The sequence below is a fragment of the Halobacillus sp. A5 genome (assembly GCF_024189315.1).
GTDB lineage: Bacteria > Bacillota > Bacilli > Bacillales > Halobacillaceae > Halobacillus_A.
On record NZ_JAIZEO010000004.1, the window covers coordinates 68,416 to 90,860 of the forward strand.

The 22,445-nt window shown below is 44.5% G+C and carries 20 protein-coding genes and 3 riboswitches; of the genes, 2 read left to right on the forward strand and 18 right to left on the reverse strand.

The genetic code is table 11. The features are described from left to right. The 13 genes from purH to LF822_RS15665 form a co-directional block, all read right to left on the reverse strand. The gene (gene purH / locus LF822_RS15605; RefSeq protein ID WP_253925014.1) at positions 1 to 1,530 is read right to left on the reverse strand and encodes a bifunctional phosphoribosylaminoimidazolecarboxamide formyltransferase/IMP cyclohydrolase; all 1,530 of its coding nucleotides are present in this window, start codon (positions 1,528 to 1,530) and stop codon (positions 1 to 3) included. Continuing rightward, positions 1,527 to 2,108, reverse strand: a complete 582-nt coding sequence (gene purN, locus LF822_RS15610; protein WP_253925015.1) for a phosphoribosylglycinamide formyltransferase — start codon at positions 2,106 to 2,108, stop codon at positions 1,527 to 1,529. The genes purH and purN overlap by 4 nt, the downstream gene beginning before the upstream one ends. Continuing rightward, positions 2,105 to 3,127, reverse strand: coding sequence for a phosphoribosylformylglycinamidine cyclo-ligase (gene purM / locus LF822_RS15615; RefSeq protein ID WP_253925016.1), 1,023 nt, complete (start codon positions 3,125 to 3,127; stop codon positions 2,105 to 2,107). The genes purN and purM overlap by 4 nt, the downstream gene beginning before the upstream one ends. A gap of 20 nt (positions 3,128 to 3,147) precedes the next feature. After that, positions 3,148 to 4,560, reverse strand: a complete 1,413-nt coding sequence (gene purF, locus LF822_RS15620) for an amidophosphoribosyltransferase (RefSeq protein ID WP_253925017.1) — start codon at positions 4,558 to 4,560, stop codon at positions 3,148 to 3,150. Then, the gene (gene purL, locus LF822_RS15625; RefSeq protein WP_253925018.1) at positions 4,536 to 6,764 is read right to left on the reverse strand and encodes a phosphoribosylformylglycinamidine synthase subunit PurL; all 2,229 of its coding nucleotides are present in this window, start codon (positions 6,762 to 6,764) and stop codon (positions 4,536 to 4,538) included. The genes purF and purL overlap by 25 nt, the downstream gene beginning before the upstream one ends. Then, positions 6,748 to 7,431 (reverse strand): phosphoribosylformylglycinamidine synthase subunit PurQ, encoded by a 684-nt coding sequence (gene purQ, locus LF822_RS15630; RefSeq protein ID WP_253925019.1) that lies wholly within the window; start codon positions 7,429 to 7,431, stop codon positions 6,748 to 6,750. Before purQ ends, purL begins: the two co-directional genes overlap by 17 nt. Further along, positions 7,432 to 7,677: a phosphoribosylformylglycinamidine synthase subunit PurS gene (gene purS, locus LF822_RS15635; protein WP_253925020.1), complete on the reverse strand. Its 246-nt coding sequence runs from the start codon at positions 7,675 to 7,677 to the stop codon at positions 7,432 to 7,434. It abuts the gene before it with no gap. After that, on the reverse strand, positions 7,665 to 8,387 hold the full coding sequence (purC, locus tag LF822_RS15640; RefSeq protein ID WP_253925021.1) for a phosphoribosylaminoimidazolesuccinocarboxamide synthase: 723 nt from the start codon (positions 8,385 to 8,387) through the stop codon (positions 7,665 to 7,667). The genes purS and purC overlap by 13 nt, the downstream gene beginning before the upstream one ends. A 25-nt stretch (positions 8,388 to 8,412) precedes the next feature. After that, positions 8,413 to 9,708, reverse strand: coding sequence for an adenylosuccinate lyase (purB, locus tag LF822_RS15645; RefSeq protein ID WP_253925022.1), 1,296 nt, complete (start codon positions 9,706 to 9,708; stop codon positions 8,413 to 8,415). An 18-nt stretch (positions 9,709 to 9,726) separates the two neighbouring features. Then, a complete protein-coding gene (gene purK, locus LF822_RS15650) occupies positions 9,727 to 10,854 on the reverse strand; it encodes a 5-(carboxyamino)imidazole ribonucleotide synthase (RefSeq protein ID WP_253925023.1) in 1,128 nt (375 codons plus the stop codon). After that, positions 10,844 to 11,335, reverse strand: a complete 492-nt coding sequence (gene purE / locus LF822_RS15655; RefSeq protein WP_253925024.1) for a 5-(carboxyamino)imidazole ribonucleotide mutase — start codon at positions 11,333 to 11,335, stop codon at positions 10,844 to 10,846. The genes purK and purE overlap by 11 nt, the downstream gene beginning before the upstream one ends. A gap of 99 nt (positions 11,336 to 11,434) precedes the next feature. Continuing rightward, positions 11,435 to 11,535: riboswitch (purine riboswitch) on the reverse strand. An 81-nt stretch (positions 11,536 to 11,616) separates the two neighbouring features. Further along, positions 11,617 to 11,817, reverse strand: coding sequence for an NETI motif-containing protein (locus tag LF822_RS15660; protein WP_253925025.1), 201 nt, complete (start codon positions 11,815 to 11,817; stop codon positions 11,617 to 11,619). Beyond that, complete coding sequence (locus LF822_RS15665; RefSeq protein ID WP_253925026.1) at positions 11,786 to 12,355, reverse strand: DUF2179 domain-containing protein; 570 nt, start codon at positions 12,353 to 12,355, stop codon at positions 11,786 to 11,788. Before LF822_RS15665 ends, LF822_RS15660 begins: the two co-directional genes overlap by 32 nt. Positions 12,356 to 12,539: 184 nt before the next feature. On the opposite strand from LF822_RS15665, the gene LF822_RS15670 reads away from it, so the two are divergent. Next, positions 12,540 to 12,965, forward strand: coding sequence for an Hsp20/alpha crystallin family protein (locus tag LF822_RS15670; protein WP_253925027.1), 426 nt, complete (start codon positions 12,540 to 12,542; stop codon positions 12,963 to 12,965). 135 nt (positions 12,966 to 13,100) lie between these two features. On the opposite strand, the gene LF822_RS15675 is transcribed toward LF822_RS15670, so the two are convergent. The 5 genes from LF822_RS15675 to LF822_RS15695 form a co-directional block, all read right to left on the reverse strand. Beyond that, positions 13,101 to 14,435, reverse strand: coding sequence for an NCS2 family permease (locus tag LF822_RS15675; protein ID WP_253925028.1), 1,335 nt, complete (start codon positions 14,433 to 14,435; stop codon positions 13,101 to 13,103). Positions 14,436 to 14,648: 213 nt separating this feature from the next. Then, positions 14,649 to 14,750: riboswitch (purine riboswitch) on the reverse strand. A gap of 81 nt (positions 14,751 to 14,831) precedes the next feature. After that, a complete protein-coding gene (gene guaA, locus LF822_RS15680) occupies positions 14,832 to 16,370 on the reverse strand; it encodes a glutamine-hydrolyzing GMP synthase (RefSeq protein WP_253925029.1) in 1,539 nt (512 codons plus the stop codon). A gap of 109 nt (positions 16,371 to 16,479) precedes the next feature. Beyond that, a riboswitch (purine riboswitch) is annotated at positions 16,480 to 16,581 on the reverse strand. Between the two features lie 28 nt (positions 16,582 to 16,609). Next, a complete protein-coding gene (locus tag LF822_RS15685) occupies positions 16,610 to 18,832 on the reverse strand; it encodes a DUF4129 domain-containing transglutaminase family protein (protein ID WP_253925030.1) in 2,223 nt (740 codons plus the stop codon). After that, complete coding sequence (locus tag LF822_RS15690) at positions 18,832 to 20,097, reverse strand: DUF58 domain-containing protein (protein WP_253925031.1); 1,266 nt, start codon at positions 20,095 to 20,097, stop codon at positions 18,832 to 18,834. Before LF822_RS15690 ends, LF822_RS15685 begins: the two co-directional genes overlap by 1 nt. After that, on the reverse strand, positions 20,094 to 21,059 hold the full coding sequence (locus LF822_RS15695) for an AAA family ATPase (protein ID WP_253925032.1): 966 nt from the start codon (positions 21,057 to 21,059) through the stop codon (positions 20,094 to 20,096). The genes LF822_RS15690 and LF822_RS15695 overlap by 4 nt, the downstream gene beginning before the upstream one ends. 512 nt (positions 21,060 to 21,571) lie before the next feature. Here LF822_RS15695 and LF822_RS15700 point away from each other — a divergent pair. Next, a complete protein-coding gene (locus tag LF822_RS15700; protein ID WP_253925033.1) occupies positions 21,572 to 22,384 on the forward strand; it encodes a CAP domain-containing protein in 813 nt (270 codons plus the stop codon). The last annotated feature ends 61 nt before the right edge of the window (positions 22,385 to 22,445 follow it).

A 22,445-nucleotide genomic window follows, 5' to 3' on the forward strand; every position in this document is an offset into this window, starting at 1 on the left:
TTAATGTTTGAAGTGACGCATTTTCGTAAACACCATTGCAATGCCATGCTTATTGCAGGCATCGATTGAGTCTTGATCGCGCTTTGATCCGCCTGGCTGAATGATCGCCTTTATTCCGGCCGATGCAGCGGCTTCAACCGTGTCCGGCATCGGGAAAAATGCATCAGATGCCAGAATGGCTCCCTGGGCTTGGTCCCCCGCCTGTTCAAAAGCAATCTGAGCTGCTCCTACACGGTTCATCTGCCCGGCTCCAACACCCAGGGTTTGATCCGATTTTGCCACAACGATCGCATTTGACTTCACATGTTTGACGACTTTCCATCCCAGTTCAAGATCCTTCAACTCTTGCTCTGTTGGCTGGCGTTCAGTCGCAACTTCTAATTCTACGTCTTCTAATGTGCCTTCGTCCGTGTCCTGAACGAGCAGACCACCACTTACTGAAGTAAGTTTATGCGTCTGCGTTTCAGGTTTCTTTATATCAATCTTCAACAAACGCAGGTTTTTCTTCGCTGTAAGTATTTCAAGCGCTTCTTCGCTAAACGATGGAGCCAGAACGATTTCCAAGAAAATTTCTTTCAGCTTAGCTGCCGTTTCTCCATCCACTTCACGGTTTAAAGCTACGATCCCGCCGAAAATGGATACAGGATCGGCGGCGTAAGCTTTACTGAAAGCATCAAATAAACCACGGCTCGTGCCGACTCCACAAGGATTCATATGCTTAACAGCTACGGCTGCCGGTTCGTTAAACTCAAGTACAACATCAAGTGCAGCGTTCGCGTCCTGTATATTGTTATAAGATAGCTCCTTGCCGTTTAACTGTTCTGCATTAGCCAGGGAAGCTCCCTTATAGTTCGCCTTTTTATAAAAGGAAGCGGTTTGGTGAGGGTTCTCACCATAACGTAAACTCTGTACCTTCTCATAAGTTACAATATACGATTCTGGATATGGTTCTTCAGTTAATTGAGCGAAATACTCAGCAATCAAAGCATCATAATTCGCTGTATGGCGGAATACTTTAGCGGCCAGATTCTTACGTTCAGCAAATGAAAGATCTCCAGACTTCAGACTGTCGATCACTTGATGGTAATCGTCCGGGTCAACCACGACCGCCACATCTTCAAAACTTTTAGCAGCGGAGCGAAGCATTGTCGGTCCCCCGATGTCAATGTTTTCAATCGCATCTTCTTCAGTTACATCAGGTTTCGCAATGGTTTCTTTAAACGGATAGAGATTCACCGCAACAAGATCAATCGTTTCAATGTTTAATTCGTCAAGCTGGCTCATATGAGCTTCATTGCTGCGCTTAGCCAGCAGTCCGCCATGTACAGAGGGGTGCAATGTCTTGACGCGTCCATCCATAATTTCAGGGAACTCGGTAATCTCTGAAATAGAAAGAACAGGCAGTCCTGCTTCTTCAATCGCGCGCTTGGTTCCCCCTGTTGAGATTAGTTCGTAGCCAAGTTCGATTAATTGTTGAGCGAATTCGCTGATTCCTTGTTTGTCAGACACACTTAATAATGCACGTTTCATTTAGCTTCCTCCTTGGTGAGTAGGGATTGGATAACATGGGGATACAGCCTATGCTCTACAGCCTGTATTTTTCGTCGGACGTCATCCTTTGTATCCTCTTCTGTTATCGACAGCGCTTCCTGCGCGATTATCGGGCCGGTATCCATCCCGTCATCTACGAAGTGCACGGTGACCCCCGTCACTTTCACCTTTTTATCTACTGCCTGTCCGATCGCGTCCTTGCCCGGGAATGCGGGAAGAAGGGATGGATGGATGTTGATGATGCGGTTGGCATAAGATTCTAATAAGGTTGGACCGATTAACCGCATATATCCGGCCAGAATGATCCATTCTACGTTCCTTGCTCTGCAATCTGCTAGTACAGCGGATTCATAAGCTGCTTTATCAGTAAATGATTTGGGTGTGCAGACGACGGTATCAATGTCTCTTTTTTGTGCTTTTTCGATAACACCTGCATTGATTTTATCACTGACAAGGAGGCTGACCTCGGCATCGAGCGTGCCTTCATTAACAGCGTTCACAATAGCATCGAAGTTTGTTCCTGTGCCTGAGGCAAAGACCGCGATTTTGTTATTCATGACCAATAAATTCCTTCATCTGCTGTGACATAGCCAATTAAGGAGGCGTCTTCACCGTGTTCCTTCAGAGAATCGAGCGCTGCTTTACTTTCTTCCTCTGCAACAACAGCAACCATGCCGATGCCCATGTTAAATACACCGAGCATATCTTCAATAGGTAATGCTCCTTTATCCTGCAGAAAGTCAAAGATTGCTGGTACATTCCAGCTATCCTGCTTCAAGCGTACTCCTAATCCGCCAGGAAGCGTGCGGGGAATATTTTCATAGAATCCGCCGCCGGTAACATGCGCCAAGCCTTTTACAGATACGGACTGTTTAAGAGACTGGATGGGCTGCGTATATAGTTTCGTAGGTGTTAACAGCTCTTCACCTAAAGGTTTAGTAAATCCTGAATAAGTGGTGTGCAAGTCCAGGTTTTTGTCTTCAATTATCCGGCGCACGAGCGAGAATCCGTTCGAGTGAACGCCGCTTGAAGGCAGACCGATCAACGCATCGCCGGGCTGAATACCTGAACCTGATATAAGCTGGTCTTTGTCGGCCATTCCGACCACAAACCCTGCCAGATCATATTCATCTTCATCATACATACCGGGCATTTCAGCAGTCTCGCCGCCGACCAGAGCGCATCGGGATTGTTCACACCCATCAGCAATTCCTTTAACGATCTGCTCAATTTTCTCTGGTTCATTTTTCCCGCAGGCAATGTAATCGAGGAACAGCAAAGGGTCTGCTCCTTGAGCGACAATATCGTTTACACACATCGCAACCACATCAATTCCAATCGTATCGTGCTTGTCCATTTCAAAGGCCAGCTTCAGCTTTGTGCCGACGCCGTCCGTTCCTGTCACAAGCACGGGATGAGTGTAACTCATCCCGCTGATATCAAATAATCCGGCAAACGATCCTAAGCCTCCGATTACTTCAGGACGCATCGTGCGCTGGACGTGCTTTTTCATTAAATCAACAGCTTGATAGCCTGCTTCTACATCTACTCCTGCTTTTTTATATGATTCGCTCATGTCTGGTGTGCCTCCTTGTGCTACGCTTTCTCGTATGGCAGAGCTGTGTTTGGATAAATTTCTGTCGGGTAGTTCCCTGTGAAGCAAGCAGCACAGCCTCCATGATTCAGCGATTCTTCCCCTTGATAAATGGCATCGTTCAATCCTTCCACTGTTAGATAAGAAAGACTGTCTGCCCCAATTTGCTCTTCAATTTCTTCTACCGTATTGTTCGCGGCAATGAGCTCCCCGCTGGTAGAGGTATCAATGCCGTAGTAGCAAGGATTCTGAATAGGTGGTGATGCGATCCGGACGTGGACTTCTTTGGCCCCTGCTTCTTTTAACATTTTTACAATTCTCCGGCTGGTTGTTCCACGGACAATGGAGTCATCAACCATAACTACCCGCTTGCCTTCTACGATACCGCGCACGGCAGAAAGTTTCATTTTCACACCTTGTTCACGCAGCTCCTGAGAGGGCTGAATGAATGTACGTCCCACATAGCGATTTTTAATTAAACCGAGCTCATAGGGAATTCCAGAAGCTTCTGCGTATCCGATAGCTGCAGAAATACTTGAATCCGGCACTCCGGTAACGACATCGGCTTCAACCGGTGCTTCTGCAGCAAGCGTTTTACCCATGCGCTTTCTTGAGGCATGCACATTCTTCCCGTCCAGGTTACTGTCCGGACGAGAGAAGTATACATATTCCATGGAGCAGAGTGTACGCTGGATCGGTGCTGAAAATCGCTTGGATTCAATACCGTTTTCATCAATAATTAAAAGCTCTCCAGGCATAACTTCACGTTCATATGAAGCCCCGATCACATCGAAGGCGCATGTTTCAGATGATACGCACCACGCGTCTCCTAAGTGACCGATGCTGATAGGGCGCAGGCCTCTTGGATCGTTAGCGACATACATTTTGTTTTCCGTCATCATTAGAAAAGCGTAAGCCCCTTTAATCATAGACAGCGCCTGGCTGATTGCCTCATCCATCGGCAGATGTCCAGCCCGCTTTATTAAGTGCGCCACAACTTCTGTGTCGGAGGTCGTTTGTAAAATAGACCCCTGCGCTTCAAGCTGGCCTTTAAGAGCGTGAGCATTTACGAGATTACCGTTATGCGCCAATGCAAGTCCGCCGGTTTGAGAACGGAACATAAGCGGCTGAATGTTCTCATAGCTTCCGTCACCTGCTGTAGCATAACGAACATGTCCTACAGACGCATAGCCTTGAAGATCATTCAATCGATTCTGCGGGAAGACCTCGGATATTAGTCCGTGGCCTTTCGAGACTTTCATATGATCTCCGTCACTCGTTACAATGCCGGCACCTTCCTGCCCGCGATGTTGAAGGGCGTGAAGGCCGTAATACGTAAGCTGCGCTGAATCCGGATGATTAAAAACACCAAAAATACCGCATTCTTCATTTAGTCCTTTGATTTCACCAAGCATGGAATAGCTCCTTTCCAAAGTTGCTTTAATTCATCTGTCTGCTCTTCCACGACGGTTCCCTCTTGAGCGCGGATGCGGTACACCCCATCCCCTGCCGTTTTACCAAGAAGAATCGCATCTTCAACTTTCTGCTCAAAAGCCTCTTGATCTTCAGGTTTGATTGATACTAAAAAGCGGGACTGAGTTTCAGAGAACAACGCTGCTGCAGGATCGCCTTCAATCGTGATGTCACAGCCCAGACCGCCATTGAATAAGCTTTCTGCCAATGCTACAGCAAGTCCACCTTCTGCAACATCATGGGCAGATTGAATAATTCCTTGCTTAATCACATTTAGAAGCTGCTGCTGACGCTTCGTTTCGGTTTGCAGATCCAATGCAGGGGCCTGTCCAAAATGACGGCCTTCACGCAATCCCTGAAGCTCGCTTCCGCCGAATTCTGCTTTCGTTTCTCCTATTACATAAATGAGATCTCCGCTGTTTTTAGCATGAGATTGAGTAATGTGCTCCGTATCTTCCACTAATCCCACCATACCCACTACAGGAGTAGGATAGATGGCTTGACCGCCAAATGACTCATTATAAAGCGAAACATTCCCGCTTATAACCGGTGTATTAAGCTGACGGCAGGCTTCACTCATTCCTTCAACACTTTTCTCCATCTGCCAGAAGATTTCCGGGTTATCCGGAGAACCAAAGTTGAGCCCGTCCGTGATTCCCAGAGGCTGTGCTCCAGAGCAGATGATGTTTCGCGCGGCTTCCGCAACAGCGATCTGACCGCCGGTTTCCGGATCAAGGTAAATGTAGCGGGAATTACAGTCTGTAGTCATAGCCAGTGCCTTTTTCGTTCCCCGGACCCGGAGAACTGCTGCGTCAGATCCTGGTGTCACGACAGTGTTCGTCTGAACCATGGAATCGTATTGGTCGTAAACCCATTCTTTACTTGCGATTGTCGGCTGCTGAAGTAATTCTTTTAATGTCTCTCCGTAATTATCAACGGCTGGAACGTAGCGATCCATTTCCTGGTATTCCTTGTAATAAGCAGGCACACGAGAAGGCTTATGGTAAACTGGTGCATCTTCTGCAAGCGAATCGACAGGTACATCCGCTGCCGTTTCCCCAAGATGAGTAAGGCGGAAACGCTGATCGTCTGTTACCTCTCCAACCGAAACGGCTTCTAGATCAAACTTTCTGAAAACCTCTGCAATTTCATCTTCGCGCCCTTTCTCAACGACGAGCAGCATACGCTCCTGAGATTCAGAAAGCATCATTTCATAAGGAGTCATATTTAATTCACGCTGCGGCACTAAGTCCAGGTTCATGACCATGCCCGTACCTGCTTTACTGGCCATTTCACTCGCTGAAGAAGTAAGTCCTGCTGCTCCCATATCTTGAATCCCTACTAGCGCATCATGATGAATCACCTCTAAGCAGGCTTCAATGAGGAGCTTTTCCATAAATGGGTCACCGACCTGCACGGAAGGACGTTTCTCCTGTGATTCTTCAGTTAACTCTTCAGATGCAAAAGTCGCGCCGTGAATGCCGTCGCGGCCTGTTTTAGCTCCGACGTACATCACTGTATTACCTACTCCGGCCGCAATTCCTTTCTGAATATCCTTATGGTCAATTAATCCTACGCACATGGCGTTTACTAATGGGTTGCCGTTGTAAGCATCGTCAAACTGAACCTCTCCTCCGACTGTCGGTACACCGACGCAGTTGCCGTAACCCGCAATTCCATGGACTACTTCTTCAAAAAGGTATTTAACTCGTGGATGCTTTAATGATCCAAAACGGAGTGAGTTCAATAAAGCAACAGGACGGGCTCCCATGGAAAATACATCGCGTAAAATCCCGCCAACTCCGGTAGCTGCTCCCTGGTAAGGTTCAACGGCTGATGGGTGGTTGTGGCTTTCTACTTTAAAAACGACAGCCTGGTCATCGCCGATATCAATAATTCCTGCGCCTTCACCTGGACCCTGGAGCACATGCTCGCCATCTACTGGAAATTTTCTTAGCAGCGGCTTGGAGTTTTTGTAGCTGCAATGCTCGGACCACATCACAGAAAATAGTCCGGTTTCTGTATAATTCGGTAAGCGGCCGAGTATATTCGTGACGGACTCAAATTCTTCGTCAGTTAAGCCCATTTCTTTATATAACTGCTGTTGTTTAATTTGATCTGGACTGATCTCAAGCTTTGATGGCATGCTTATCCCTCCAATGTGTAAGGATCGACTGGAATAACCGGAGGCCGTCTGTCGTGCCTACCAGTGAATCGACAGCGCGTTCCGGGTGAGGCATCATGCCAAGCACAGTGCCCTGCTCGTTCGTAATCCCGGCGATATCCTCAACAGATCCGTTTGGATTATTTTTATACGTAAACGCAATTTGATTGTTATTTTTCAGCTGAGTATAAGTTGCTTCATCACAATAATAATTACCGTCTCCATGGGCAATTGGAAGCTCAATTTCCTCCTGCTCTTCATAGCTGTTGGTAAACATCGTTTTTGCATTCTCAACTTTTAAAGTTTCGTAATGACACATAAATTTCAAATGCTTGTTCGGCAGCATGGCACCTGGAAGCAGTCCCATTTCAAGCAGCACCTGAAATCCATTACAAACGCCGAGAATGGGTTTGCCTGCTTCGGCTGCTTCACGAATCTGCTTAATAACATTGGACGTCGAAGCAATAGCTCCTGACCTCAGGTAATCTCCATAAGAGAACCCGCCAGGCAATAGAATCGCATCATAGCTTGATAGATCAGCTTCCTGATACCAAACGAGATCCGCTTTCTGCCCAAGAGCATCTGTTATAGCAAAATACATATCGCGGTCACAATTGGAGCCTGGAAATACAACAACAGCGAATTTCACTTAAACGACCTCCTCGATCGTGTATGAATAATCTTCGATGACTGGATTAGCCAGCAGCTCATCACACATTTTATCAACCTGAGATTCTATATCCTTTGATTCCTCAAGCATGACTTCCATATATTTGCCAACTCTTACATCAGAGACATTGTTGTATTGTAGAGAGTGCAATGAATTCTGCACAGCCTTTCCTTGTGGATCAAGTACGCCTTCTTTAAGAGTGATGTAAATCTTTACTTTGCGCATGTGTTCTCCTCCAGTCGTTGTAAAATGTTTTCGTACACAGAGATTAAGTCGCCTAAGCTTTCACGGAACACGTCTTTATCCATCTTCTCGCCTGTTTCTTCGTCCCAGAGCCGGCACGTATCAGGTGAGATTTCATCAGCCAGCACGATGGAGTCATCTGCTAATCTTCCAAATTCTAATTTAAAATCAACTAGTTTCAGCCCGGACTGTTTAAACAAATCTTTTAGATGATCATTTACCTTAAGGGCCTTATCTTTAATGGATTGCAGCTCTGCCTCCGTTACATCCGTTAAATAAAGAGCATGGTAATCATTTAATATCGGATCATCCAGCTCGTCCTTTTTATAGAAGAGTTCGACAATCGGCGGTTCGAATACTGACTTCTCTTCTATCCCCAGTCTTCTCGTAATACTCCCGGCTGCTACGTTCCTGACGACTACCTCTAATGGAATAATAGTTGTTTTTGCTACCAACTGCTCGGTATCATTCAGGGATTTAATAAAATGAGACGGAAGCTGCTGCTGGTGAAGGTATTCAAAAACTTTTGATGTGATTAAATTATTGAGACGCCCTTTGCCCTCAAACTCATCCTTCTTCTTACCATTAAAAGCAGTAGCATCATTTTTATAGGATAAAACCAGTTGTTCTGGTTCATCGTTCACGTGGTACACTCTCTTAGCTTTTCCTTCGTATAAAAGAGATCCCTTCATTGGAAAACACCCCATCCTGTTGGATTTATGAAAGTCCGATACGGTCAAAGATTCGATCAACTTGTTTTAAATGATGCTTATAGTCAAAGCAGGCATCAATTTGTTCACCAGATAATGCTGATGTAATTCGGTCATCTGCTTCGATCAGTTCACGGAAAGGAATTCCGCGCTCCCACGCTTCCATCGCTTTTGGCTGCACGAGATCGTAGGCTTCTTCCCGTACAAATCCTTCATCGATCAATGTAAGCAGGACGCGCTGGGAGAAGATAAGACCGTAAGTTTTCTCCATATTTTCCTGCATACGTTCCGGAAAGACGGTTAAGTTCTTAACGATAGAACTGAAGCGGTTTAGCATGTAGTTAAGAGCAATGGTTGCGTCCGGCAGAATAACTCGTTCAGCAGAAGAGTGGGATATGTCACGTTCATGCCAGAGCGGAACATTTTCAAAAGCTGTCAGCATTTCACCGCGAAGGACGCGCGCCATGCCCGTCATATTCTCTGAACCAATTGGATTACGCTTGTGAGGCATAGCTGAAGACCCTTTCTGCCCTTTCGCAAAAAATTCCTCAACTTCACGAGTTTCTGTCTTCTGCAGACCACGGATCTCAACCGCAATTTTCTCAATAGAGGTTGCAATTAATGCTAAGGTAGAAACGTAATGAGCATGACGATCACGCTGCAGTGTCTGCGTGGAAACCGGAGCTGCTTCCAAGCCAAGCTTATTACATACATATTCTTCTACGAAAGGATCGATATTGGCATAAGTTCCTACAGCACCTGAAAGCTTCCCGACTTCAATGTTCTTAATCGCTAAATCCAGACGCTCCAGGTTGCGCTTCATTTCTTCATAATAGAGAGCCAGCTTAAGACCAAATGTCGTCGGCTCAGCGTGAACCCCATGTGTCCGACCCATCATAACGGTGTGTTTGTGTTCAGTTGCTTTATCGCCTAAAATATCGATAAAGTTCACAAGGTCTCTGCGAATGATTTCATTAGCCTGCTTTAACTGATAGGAAAGTGCCGTATCCACAACGTCTGTTGATGTTAAGCCGTAATGGACCCACTTACGTTCCTCACCTACTGTTTCTGAAACAGCTCGTGTAAAGGCCACCACGTCATGGCGGGTCTCTGCTTCGATTTCATAAATGCGATCCACATTAAATGACGCTTTCTCACGCAGTTTTTCTACATCTTCCTTTGGAATGACTCCAAGCTCACTCCAAGCTTCACATGCCAGAAGTTCAACCTCCAGCCATGCTTGATATCTGTTTTCTTCTGTCCAGATGGATCCCATTTCAGGTCTTGTATATCGTTCTATCATTGTCTTCCTCCTCAGTAGTTACCACATATGAATATTATTTTCTGCGATGATCTCATCAATTTCATTCAGGTTGTTTCCAATGATCGTTAAATGTCCCATCTTACGAGTGGAGCGTGAATCTTTCTTTCCATAGTCGTGCAGGTGGATGCCGTAATATTCCTCCAGTTTACCCAGGAGAATATCCCGGTGCTTGCCGAGGACATTGATCATGACAGCGGACGGAAAGTTGTGAACAGGCAGGAGCGGAAGACCGCAGATAGCACGAACATGCTGCTCAAACTGAGACACGCTGCAGGCTTCAATCGTATAATGTCCGGAGTTGTGAGGTCTTGGTGCCATCTCGTTTATATAAATATCTTCATCTTTTACGAACATTTCAACAGCAAATGTCCCAACGATGTTCATTTCCTCCGCTAAAGCAGATACAGCTTCCTGCACCTTCTTTTCCACTTGAGACGATATGCCGGCCGGCACTCTGGTTTCGTGTAATATTTGATGACGGTGGACATTTTCCCCAATAGGAAAATATTGAATATTTCCGTCTTGAGCTCTTGTAAACACCTGAGAAATCTCTAAATCGAAGGCCAGCCATTTTTCAATAATGTAACGGCCGCCGTCTTTAATAAAGTCTTTAGCTTGAACGACGTCTTCTTCATACTCGAACTTAAGCTGCCCCTTGCCGTCGTAGCCCCCGCTGATGGTTTTGACTACTGAAGGAAATCCGATTGATTGAAGAGCTTCTTTCAATTCGTCGACTGATTCTATAATCTCATAATCTGCTACCGGCAATCCGGCTTCTGCAGCCACCGCCTTTTCTTTTGCACGGTTCTGCGTCACTTCTAAGGAAAAAGCTCCCTGTGGCAGCTTGTCTGCTTCTTCAAATTGCCTGGCGACTTCTAAATCTACATTTTCAAATTCATAGGTGATCACGTCACTGGCTTCACTTAGCTGCTCGGCAGCTTCTAAATCGTCATAATTGCCTTGAATATGAAGATCGGCTACCTGGGCACAAGGACAATCTTCTGTCGGATCAAGCACGGCCACCCTGTATCCCATATGCTTAGCTGCAACAGCCATCATCCGGCCGAGCTGGCCGCCGCCAAGAATCCCTATTGTATCTCCCGGGCGTATAACTTTACTGATCACGAAGCTCACCCCGCATCTCTTCTACTTTGTTTCTCATTCCTTTGCGGTACTCATCAAGACGACCTGCGACTTGCTCATCGAAAGCTCCGATGATTTCTGCAGCTAAAAGACCGGCATTCTTAGCACCCGCTCCTCCAATTGCCACAGTCGCTACCGGCACGCCGCCAGGCATTTGAGCAATGGAATAGAGCGAATCTATACCGCTTAGAGCCCTGGATTGTACAGGAACTCCTATTACCGGCAGTGTCGTTTTAGCGGCTACCATACCTGGCAGGTGGGCCGCACCTCCTGCGCCGGCTACAATAACCTTCAACCCTCTGGATCGTGCTTCCTCCGCGTAGGTAAACATGTCTTCTGGTGTACGGTGTGCGGATATGATTTCCTTTTCATACTCGATATTCAATTCATCTAACAGGCTGCACGTCTGCTTCATTGTTTCCCAGTCAGAAATGCTTCCCATAATTACGCCAACTTGAGTCATACGATCCCTCTTTTTCTTAAGAATAATTCATTAAAAAAGCCTGCTCATCCCCCTCGTATGAGAGGAGATAAACAGGCACACGTGTGACCAGAATCAATCAACTGCTTGGTCTCCCCTCATAGTCCGGACATTTACGGTGTCCAGGTAGAAACGTCCGGGCCTTATCCCCGACTTATATGAGGTCCAATATGCAATTCTGATTTTATCATAGCAATATTCAATTCATTCTGTCAACGCAAATGACGAACATTAAAAATTAATTAAATAATAATTGTTCGTGTTTATAACTCAACAGCATAGAAAACGATGGTTCTTCCTATAGGTTCAAAGGCTTTTTCTCCATTTTCTGTCGTTTCTTTAAAGACAGGCTCCTCCGAGCGACGGATCGGTGTATACCCTTCTTTCTTCATCCGCTCCAGGCATTGATCGATTGTTTCGTTCTCTGCTACCTCATAGCGCTTCCTGGCTCTCTTTTTGGGCATTGCGAATCCTTCCCTTCTTCACTTGCTTCACCCAGAATCCGCCATGGATTTGTTTTGGTTCATAAGCAATAATGAATGCTTTCGGGTCAATTGATTTAATGGTTTCATAAAGCTGCAGTTCATACTTTCTCGGAGTTAGAATCTGCATGGCCAGGCGGTCGCCTTCCATTCCATATGCATACCAACTCGTTACTCCATATCCTTTATCACGAAGCATTCTCGTAAACTCTATATCCGGACTTGAAGAGATCACATTAACGGTTGTATACCCAATCGCCAGCTTCTCTTCAATCTTCATCCCGATAATAACACCAAGGCCATAACCGACTGCATAAGCAATCACGTTCTCAATTTCATTAAGGTTATCAAGGACTAAACCTAAGCCCAGGATATAAATCAAAATTTCAAACGTGCTGATAAAAGCTGCGAAATAACGCTTACCCTTCAAGGTAAAGATCATTCGTAACGTAAAAAATGATACGTAGACGATGTTGACCATTAAAATGATAGTAACCATTACAAGTGTATTATCCAGCATGGGTATTCCTCCTATGCCCCCTCACCGCCAAGTGAAAAAGCACAATCATTTAGACGATGACGTTTACGGTGCACGCCGGGACATTCACCCAAACGATCAATCTGCATACACTATATACCATCATATCCAAGTGGCACAATAAGATATTTTCAAAACTTTTGTCGAACGGAGGTCATGCTGGATCATGAGACAATTTGATGATTGGAAAAAGAATTTCGACCGTTTCTTCGGGCAGGATTTTTGGGGTGATTTTGAAGGATTTATGAAGCCTTCGATCCCCCAGATGAACGTGTATCAGTACGATAATGAATTAATCTGTATAGTGAATATACCCGGAATGAACCATCCTAAAAACGTCGATGTTCTCGTTGATCATGCGACGCTGACGTTGAAAGGAACCATCGATATCCACCACAGCGGTGGTCATCAGCTGCAATCAGAGATTGCCACCGGTGCATTTGAGCGGTCAATTGATCTTCCTTTCCCTGTGCGCAGCGATAAAATGGAAGCTACTTATAAGCATGGCCTGCTCATTATTCAACTGTTCCGCTTCATTTCAGACTCTACTCGTCAGAAACCGGTTAAGATTCGGCACCTTGAAGATGAATAATAGCCAGCACTCTACTTGAGGACCGACGATTGTTGAGCAAGCCTTTCTCTTATATCGAAACTGGAAAGTGCGTCTAAATATCCCAACAACCTGCGGCCCTCCAAATGAGGGCCGTTTCTCTGTTCTTCATAGCGTTTATGCTAAGAATATGAAATATAGAAGGAAAATGACAAATAACAGATACATGATCGGGTGAATCTCTTTTCCTCTTCCTTTTAATAGAAGCGTTATAGGATAAAAGATAAAGCCTATCGCAATTCCTGTAGCAATGCTGTACGTCAGCGGCATAGCTGCAATGGTAAAGAAAGCGGGGACGGCTATTTCAAACTGATCCCAGTCAATGCTTTTTAAGGTGGAGGCCATGAGCACTCCGACAATAATCAGCGCAGGTGCGGTGACTTCTGCCGTAACGACGGACAAGAGCGGTGAAAAGAATAGAGCTAACAGGAAGAAACCTGCAGTTACCACGGAGGCAAACCCTGTACGCCCTCCTGCTCCTACGCCGGCTGTTGATTCAATATATGACGTCGTAGTTGATGTACCGGCCACTGCTCCTGCTACGGTAGCTGCAGAGTCTGCAAACAGGGCACGCCCTGCACGCGGCAGCTTGTTGTCTTTCATATAACCGGCTTGTGTGGCCACTGCCACAAGTGTTCCTGCAGTGTCAAAGAAATCGACGAATAAGAAAGTTAAAATAACGACGAGCATTTCAATTGTGAAAATTTCACCAAAGTGTGTAAAGGCTGCTCCAAAAGTAGGTTCCATGCTTGGTGCCGCCCCTACAACATCTCCAAGACCAGTCGGCGGGGCAATTAAGCCGGCAACCATTCCGGCAACAGCGGTCAGGATCATACCGTAGAAAATTCCGCCTTTTATGCCCAGTGCAAGCAGCATGACAGAAACTACAATACCAAACACAGCAAGTAATGTTGTGGACTGCGTCAAGTCACCAAGTGCCACAAGAGTATCTTCATTCCCTTGCACAATCCCTGAGTTCTGGAAGCCAATAAAAGCGATAAATAGTCCGATCCCTGCTCCTACGGCAAGCTTTAAGTTAGCTGGTATCGCGTTAATAATTTTTTGGCGCAGTCCTGTTAACGTCAATAATATAAATATAAGTCCAGATGCCAAGACTCCAGCCAGTGCGGTTTCCCATGGAATACCGTAACCTAAAACAACAGTGTATGCGAAAAAGGCATTTAAGCCCATCCCCGGGGCAAGTGCAATTGGATATTTAGCCAGAACCCCCATGATTAATGTTCCTATGGCTGCTGCAATGGCGGTAGCCGTGAATACGGCTCCTTCATCAATCCGTGTTACGCCCTCTGGAAGCTCGTCAATTCCTGTTAATGCAAGCGTGGACGGGTTTACGAATAAAATGTAAGCCATCGCAAGAAAGGTGGTCATCCCTGCCAGGAATTCTGTGCGGTAATTCGTACCGTGTTCCTGAAATTTAAAAAACTTCTTCATCTTTCTTTCCTCCCCTTCTTGTTTGAAGCTGCCGCTTAAAAGTGTAAATGAGGGATGGGTGACTCAGCGTGCCCCCACGGGAAGCGTGTTATCCCTCACTGTCCTATCCTTGCACAAGTGTATTAGAACAGATTAAAATAAAAAAGCACTCTCAGACAGTGGCCGAGAGTGCTTTCTACACGAATCTACTAAAGAAATGGACCTCACGGGTAAACGTGCGGTTATTTCTGACGTAGTCAGACCATTTACGGTAGTCCGGTAGAAACTTATGGGCCATATCCCCAAAATTATACGACAGCTTATTCACTTTTAACTTTTGTTATCATACTAAAGTTTGACAAGTTTCGTCAAGACAAAATCCGAACGTTCGGACTTTTATTCATTTCTATTATTCGTCTATTCCCATTCAATGGTTGAAGGCGGTTTACTTGTTACGTCGTACACGACGCGGTTAATGTGGTTCACTTCATTAACGATTCGATTAGAAATCCGCTCCAGCACTTCCCAGGGGATCCGTGCCCAATCTGAGGTCATGCCGTCAATGGAAGTGACGGCTCGAATGCCGATCGTGTGGTCGTACGTACGCTCGTCTCCCATAACCCCGACGGAACGGATATTGGGAAGTACAGTGAAATACTGCCAAATGTCACGGTCCAGCCCGGCGTTTTTAATTTCTTCCCTTAAAATCGCATCTGATTCTCGTACAATTTCCAGTTTTTCTTCACTGACCGCACCCAAAATACGAATGGCCAGGCCTGGACCAGGGAAAGGCTGACGCCATACAATGTGTTCGGGTACACCAAGCTCTGTTCCAAGGGCGCGTACTTCATCTTTAAAAAGCGTGTTAAGCGGTTCGATTAACTGGAACTCCATATCTTCAGGAAGACCGCCTACATTATGGTGGGATTTAATTGTCTGGGCAGTGTCCGTTCCACTTTCAATGATATCAGTGTAAAGTGTGCCCTGCGCTAAATAATCGATGTCGCGAAGCTTATCTGCTTCATCGTCAAAGACATAAATGAATTCGTTTCCGATAATTTTTCGTTTCTCTTCAGGGTCAGATACCCCTTCCAGCTTGCTGAGGAAACGGTCTTTTGCATCCACTTTAATGATGTTCATATTAAACCCATCCCCAAGGGTGCGCATAACGTCATCAGCTTCATTTTTTCGGAGCAGCCCATGGTCTACAAAAATACAAGTCAGCTGATCGCCGATGGCTTTATGCATCAGAGCAGCAACTACTGAAGAGTCGACCCCTCCGCTAAGTGCACAAAGAACTTTACGATCTCCGACTTCCTCACGAATTTTCTCTACTTCCATTTCAACAATATGTTCCATTGTCCAGTCGTCTGTGGCTTCGCACACATCAAAGACAAAGCTTCGCAGGATGTCATTACCATATTCTGAATGACGGACTTCCGGATGAAACTGGACGCCATACATCTGTTTTTCATCATTTCCAATGGCAGCCACCGGACAGGACGGACTTGTGGAATCTACAGTAAATCCTGGAGGAGCTTCAATCACTTTATCACTGTGGCTCATCCATACCGTCTGGGCTTTCGGCGTTTTCCGGAAAAGAACAGGGTCTTCTGAAACAGCAATGTCCGCTTTTCCATATTCACGCTGGTGGGCACGCTCGACTTTTCCATTAAAGTGGTGAGTCATCAACTGCATGCCGTAGCAGATGCCCAGAACGGGAATACCTAATTCAAATAAGTCTTCATCACAGCGAAAACTCTTTTCACCATATACACTGTTAGGACCGCCGGATAATATAATACCGCTTGGGTTCAACTCTTTAATATCTTCTGCAGTAATCTTGTGAGAACGCAGTTCACTGTAAACACCGAACTCACGGATACGGCGTGTAATCAATTGATTGTACTGACTTCCGAAATCGAGCACAAGAATCATGCCTTGAATTTGTTCCATAATGAGTACCTCTCCTTTTCCTACTTCAAATTCTTTCGATCGCCCTATAAAAAAATAGACTCCCGCCCCCGAATAAATACGGTGAAGGCAGAAGTCCATGCGGAAAACGCTGCAAGATTCCTGCCTTCATAGTCAGAGCATTTACGGTGCTCCGGTAGAGACTTTCGGACCATATTACCGAGGATATATGAAGGTTGATGGATTAATTTCATTCATTCTATCAACCGCAACGACGGGAATCAAGACAATGCTTTTTTAATTAAATTTTCCCATAATTCTGTGACCTTGCTCATTTGCTTTTGATTAGTTTCATTCCGATACAATACGCGTTCATAATAATTCGTTAGCTGCCTCATCTCATTTGTTTGATAACGGGCGTCGACCCTGCCTGCGAAATCACGGAGCGTCTGATTGGAATGACGCTTCAAGTCTCTTTTTTCAAGTGCCTTCAATAGGAATATAAAAGCGCGCTCAAACGTGTCTTGGTCCTGTTTCTTTTTCAATTGACGTTCGTAATAAGCGGCCATCAGGCGAAATCTGGTAAAGAATATAATAGATGCCAGAGTAAGCACGAGTCCTGCCGTAATCCATTGGGGAAGCTGACTGTTATTACCGCCTGCTGCGGCACTTTCATCATCTTCAGAATCTAAATCTTCTTCCTGTTCCTGCTGGTTCGGGTTAGACGGGTCATTCTCATCTGAATTGGAGGAGTCTTCTTCGTCTTCTCCATTTGTATCACTGTCACTTTCACTATCACTTTCTACGTCGAGGTAAAAGTCGGTGTTGTTTGAGAAACCCTGGGTTGGTTCAAATGGCACCCATCCAACTTCTGGAAAATAAACCTCCACCCATGAGTGAGCGTTTCCGCTTGTTACTTCATACTCGTTAAGGCTCTCGCCATTGATCGATTGGGTTTCATTTGTCGGCTCGCCTCCCGTAAAGCCTTTAACCCACCGGGCTGGTATGCCCTGTGATCGCAGGAGGACGACCATTGAGGTTGAGAAGTTATCACAATAGCCCACTTTTGTATCAAATAAAAATTGGTCAACGTAATCTTCGTTATCCTCAGGTACTTCTATATCTTCTGTTGAATACTCAAAATCATTCGCTGCAAAAAAAGCTTCCACAGCCTTCGCTTGATCATAGCGGTTATCTTCCTCTTCTATAATCTGCCCAGCCAGATTGCCAACCCTTTCTGGAAGATTTTCAGGCAGCTGCGTGTATTGCTCCTCTATTTCTTCTGGGTCTTCACTTCCCGCTTCCCGGAGTTCGTTATATTCAAAGGAAGGCATGTCGTATTCTACTACATACTCCTCCACCTGCGTTACACTTCCATCGCGGATCGTGTCTATTTCACCTGTATAATTATGAAGCTCAAGTGCTGTATTATTCGGGAACTGCTCTAATGACTGAGCACCATAAGGGTAGACAAGTTTATTAAAATTAGCTTCCCCCGTAAAATTCAGAAGGCTCGTCCGTTCTTCTGTTTCTACTTCTTCTGTAACGGTATCAAATTCCAGGTCATCCGCAGAAACAGCACTCGTATCTCCATCCAGAGTGTCTTCCCATCCTCTTCCGGTGTAGGTATCTTTAGATTCTATCCGCCAGTACTGGTCGTCGTCTGCCAGGGCTTGAAAAACGGGCGTGTCATCCTGCACAAATCCTCCGCCAAGTCTGGAATCATTTTCTCCATATCCGACTTTTTGAACAGGACCTCCCCCGCTGCCCCCGGGACCGGAGCCTGGGTTGCCGCTGGTTAGAAAAGGAACAGGATCCGGCCATTGTGGTGTAAGTTTTGGTGAAGAATATCCTGCCAGCAAGGAAAGGATAATCATTCCCGCAAGCGGAAACACCCATATAAAGGAAGAAGGCATATTTTTAAATGATATGTTTTCTCTTTCCATCTCTTTATAGAAGTGTGACAACCCTAATGATATCACTGCCAGGGTGAAGGTACGGATAATTGCCCATTTTCCTTCGTAGATCGTAAAAGTATCGACGACGGTAACGAAAACGATCGTTAATAAAACGAAAACAAACATTCGCTTGGCTACAATAAACCAATAGAACAACAGGTAGCTCATCAGCCAAAGCAGGATGAGAAACAGCAGGCTTCTAAACATTGGGGTCATCTGCCACCACTGCTGCCCTTGAATAACTTGTATATTGTATAGGATTTGATCGTATATAACCGTAAACCAATTCCTGCTGAAAATCTGTTCACCAATATAGAGACCATCTATAATAAACAAAAGGGCTAAAAGTTTCAAAGGGACAGAAAGCATCCAGTTCAACTGAATGAATGATATAAAGAAACAAAAAGCAGCGTAAATGAAAAAGATGCTGACATTATTGAATTCTGCAATCACTTCAAGCGGGCGGAGCCATTCCATAAACAACAAAAAACCGCAGATATAAATCGCTATTTGATAAAACCTTTGATGTGTTGGAGTGAGGTTCATTATGTATTCACCTCAAATTCTCTTTTTGTCAGTTCTTCTTCAGTAAGCACATTGACTACTATTTTATTACTGCTCATTTTCTTAATTAATTTATGGTCTTCAAAATCCAGCTGACTCTGAGGACGTACATAGAAGAATACAAGGCGCTTGCTCTTCTGGGTCAATCTAGTAATGGTTTCGAGTAATTGAGGATTCAGCTCATGACTGACTATTAAAAGAACGATTCCAGAGGGCAGTTGAAAACGTTCCCTTTCCAATTGTTCAGCAAAAGAGGTCCTTCCAATAGCTTTAATTTCTGCTAAATGTCTGTGAATCTTATCCTTATGCTGATAATCCTGCTGAAACGGAAAGTACCTTTTCCCATCTCCCAAAGTCATAAAAGCCAGCTGAGAAGATTTTTTATGTAGTTCTTCCAGTAAAGATGCACTAAATTCTACGGCTCCTTCAAAGCTTAACGGACTTGTCTTATCGTTGTGCACACCGTTTAATACGAGCAGCATGTCCACGCTTTTTTCCTGCTCAAATTCCTTTGTCATCATTTGATTGCTCTTCGCTGTATTCTTCCAATCAATCCAGGAGAAACGATCACCAGGAACATATTCACGCACGCCGGAAACAACATTCGTGTTCTTCTCATTTAATTTAAACGACGGACTCGCTCCCTGTTCGAAGCTGTATGCCTTCTCAGTAAGCTTCACCTTCCTTTGATAAGGAAACACAAGAAACTGATGATCCAGCATGTATACATATTCTTTTTTTATAAATCCAAAAAAATCAGCTGTTTTTACTCGTAAAGCCTTAAGGTGATGTTCCCCTCTTGGCACTTTTTCAAGTTCATATCGGCAGCTGATATGACGCTTAAACCACGGAAATGAAATCTTCTTCACTTGTCTAAATTCATTCATTTGAGCAGGATCATCCATATATTTGTACTTTTCTAAATGGAGGTCCTTATTCATTAATGACTGCGGAAAGTATTCTTCTACCACACAATAGTACAATGGAAAAGGAAAGCGGCGGTCAATTTTAATTTCCACCTGCAATGTTTCTCCTGCTGTGGCTGCGCGCTTTGACAAATACCGGTTAACTTCCCAGTTGTCTAAACGATAAAATGTCAGAGCCGTCATATAAATGAGAAAAGGCAGAAAGCTGTAAAACAGAAACCAGCTTACAAATCCTCCCTGGAACATGGCGTAGGAAAATAAAACAGCAAACAAAACGGAAACTGTGATTATCCTGGCTGTAAAGTGAAAAGTCTGTTTCATTCACTCACATTCCTCTGCACGGGTACAGCTATGTTTGATAATACATCTGAAATGATGTCTTCCGGTGTCGCTCCTTCAAATTTGGCCTCTGATGTTAAAATCAGTCGGTGTGAAAGTACGTTCTCAGCCAGAAACTTCACATCATCGGGAAGCACGTAATCCCGGTCCATTATAAAAGCATAGGCTTTAGCAGCTTTCATTAATGCGATTGAACCACGGGGACTGACACCAAGATAAACGCCTTCATGTTTTCTCGTACCTGTTACAAGGTCTACAATATATCGGTGAACCGTGGAGTCTACGTAAACCTCTTCTACTTCTTTCTGAAGGCTCACAAGTTCTTCCCGGCTGATCACGGCTTCTACTTCGTGAATGGGATGGCTTCCAGACGTACGTGCCAGCATTTCCATTTCCTGTTTTTCACTCGGATACCCCATTCTCAGCTTTAACAAGAAGCGATCCAGTTGAGCTTCCGGAAGAGGATAAGTTCCTTCATACTCAATCGGGTTTTGAGTCGCCATAACAAAAAATGGGCTTTTAAGAGGTACTGCTTCACCATCTACAGTAATGTTTGTTTCTTCCATCCCTTCAAGTAAAGCGGATTGAGTTTTTGGTGAGGTTCTATTAATCTCATCTGCTAAAACAATATTTCCAAGGATAGGTCCGGGACGAAACTCAAACTCTAGTGTTTTAGGGTTGTAAATGGAAACTCCGGTAACATCTGAAGGCAGTAAGTCGGGGGTGAATTGGATACGCTTAAAATCACAATCGAGTGATTTTGCCAGAGTACGTACAAGCATGGTTTTTCCGACTCCAGGTACATCCTCCAGCAGCACATGACCTTTAGCCAGCAGTGCCACTACGCTTAAAAGCGCTTCATCATCTTTTCCAATCATGACACGGTTAATATTCTTTAAAACTTCGGAAATCTTAGGCTGATATAAGAACGCTTGATTACTCATTTGGTCAGATCCCTCGCTTCTCAGACGCTATTTTCTGAAAACTCATTCTTACTCTAACTATACTATATCTATAGTCTTACGACAAAACTTGTGTATCGCTGTTTATATAAATAATAAACATGTCTAAACCTGTTATATTTCCGGGGAAATAATAATGAAATTCAACTTAGCAGATTTCCATTCACCATTTACCATGTGCTTTATTGTAACACCAGCGTAACAATCGTAAAAAAATAATGGTTTCAAAATCTTGTCAACCAAAATGTTTTGCCAATTATTATATTTTGATACCTTATTGTTCCAATAAGTCTTAAAGATTAATAAATAAGAAAAAATAGGAATTCCTTATTATATCAACTATTACAAGCTGTTTTTTTATTAATTCTGTATTTTTCACCGAGTTGTCAGCCTTTAATGAGTGGATTACTAGAATTAACCATAAATATTACATAGATTAGATGATAGGATGAAATTGTTGAAAAAACAAAAACTTTTCAAGGAGGAATACGAACATGAAAGTCAAATCACTGATTGTTTCAGGAGCTCTTGCCCTTTCATTATTGGCAGCTCCAGCTACTTCTCTAGCTTCCACTGGGGATAGCACAGTTAAAGTAAATCAACAAAATTCAAATATAGAAGGTGCCCTTCAATGGTTGACTGAAAATGAAGATGCACTTAAAGGAAACACTCTTCAACAAGCAGATATTCAATCATTACTTGAACAGCTGCAAGTAGAGCAGCCTGCTGAAGCTCAAGAAGAAGAAGAGACACCACAGGAACAGCCTCAGGAAGCACCTGAGCAGCCTGCAGAGGAAGAACCTGCACAAGAAGAGCCTGCTGAAGCTCCACAAGAGCCTTCAACTGAAGAACAAGCACCAGCAGAACAAACTGCTCAAGAAGAAACTACTGAAGAAGAACCAGCAGAGCAAGAAGAATCTGACTCTGAAGTTTCTGCATTCGAACAGGAAGTAGTGGATCTAACAAATGAAGAGCGCGCGCAACAAGGACTGGAGCCGCTCGAGCTTGACGTTGAACTTAGCGGAGTAGCAAAAGATAAATCAGTAGACATGCAGCAAAACAACTATTTCTCTCACGACAGCCCAACACACGGGTCACCGTTTGATATGATGAATGAATACGGAATTGATTATACAACTGCAGGTGAAAACATTGCCAAAGGACAGACTTCTCCTGAAGAAGTTGTTCAAGGGTGGATGAACAGTGAAGGTCACCGCGAAAATATTATGAATGAATCATTTACTCACATCGGCGTTGGACATGCTGAGGACGGAAATTACTGGACTCAGATGTTTATCGCTAAGTAATAATTAATTTTTTTGACACACCCACCGGCACTTCATGTGTCCGGTGGTTTTTTTATTCTAT

Bases quoted from the DNA above. Each gene is read 5' to 3' on its own strand.
- purF (WP_253925017.1), bottom strand. From the start codon at position 4,560: ATGCTTGGTGAAATCAAAGGACTAAATGAAGAATGCGGTATTTTTGGT.
- guaA (WP_253925029.1), bottom strand. From the start codon at position 16,370: ATGGAACAAATTCAAGGCATGATTCTTGTGCTCGATTTCGGAAGTCAG.
- LF822_RS15695 (WP_253925032.1), bottom strand. From the start codon at position 21,059: ATGAGTAATCAAGCGTTCTTATATCAGCCTAAGATTTCCGAAGTTTTA.
- LF822_RS15665 (WP_253925026.1), bottom strand. From the start codon at position 12,355: ATGCTGGATAATACACTTGTAATGGTTACTATCATTTTAATGGTCAAC.
- purM (WP_253925016.1), bottom strand. From the start codon at position 3,127: ATGAGCGAATCATATAAAAAAGCAGGAGTAGATGTAGAAGCAGGCTAT.
- purL (WP_253925018.1), bottom strand. From the start codon at position 6,764: ATGCCATCAAAGCTTGAGATCAGTCCAGATCAAATTAAACAACAGCAG.
- purN (WP_253925015.1), bottom strand. From the start codon at position 2,108: ATGAATAACAAAATCGCGGTCTTTGCCTCAGGCACAGGAACAAACTTC.
- purH (WP_253925014.1), bottom strand. From the start codon at position 1,530: ATGAAACGTGCATTATTAAGTGTGTCTGACAAACAAGGAATCAGCGAA.
- purE (WP_253925024.1), bottom strand. From the start codon at position 11,335: ATGACTCAAGTTGGCGTAATTATGGGAAGCATTTCTGACTGGGAAACA.
- LF822_RS15700 (WP_253925033.1), top strand. From the start codon at position 21,572: ATGAAAGTCAAATCACTGATTGTTTCAGGAGCTCTTGCCCTTTCATTA.
- LF822_RS15675 (WP_253925028.1), bottom strand. From the start codon at position 14,435: ATGAAGAAGTTTTTTAAATTTCAGGAACACGGTACGAATTACCGCACA.
- purB (WP_253925022.1), bottom strand. From the start codon at position 9,708: ATGATAGAACGATATACAAGACCTGAAATGGGATCCATCTGGACAGAA.
- LF822_RS15660 (WP_253925025.1), bottom strand. From the start codon at position 11,817: ATGCCCAAAAAGAGAGCCAGGAAGCGCTATGAGGTAGCAGAGAACGAA.
- LF822_RS15690 (WP_253925031.1), bottom strand. From the start codon at position 20,097: ATGAAACAGACTTTTCACTTTACAGCCAGGATAATCACAGTTTCCGTT.
- LF822_RS15670 (WP_253925027.1), top strand. From the start codon at position 12,540: ATGAGACAATTTGATGATTGGAAAAAGAATTTCGACCGTTTCTTCGGG.
- purS (WP_253925020.1), bottom strand. From the start codon at position 7,677: ATGCGCAAAGTAAAGATTTACATCACTCTTAAAGAAGGCGTACTTGAT.
- purC (WP_253925021.1), bottom strand. From the start codon at position 8,387: ATGAAGGGATCTCTTTTATACGAAGGAAAAGCTAAGAGAGTGTACCAC.
- LF822_RS15685 (WP_253925030.1), bottom strand. From the start codon at position 18,832: ATGAACCTCACTCCAACACATCAAAGGTTTTATCAAATAGCGATTTAT.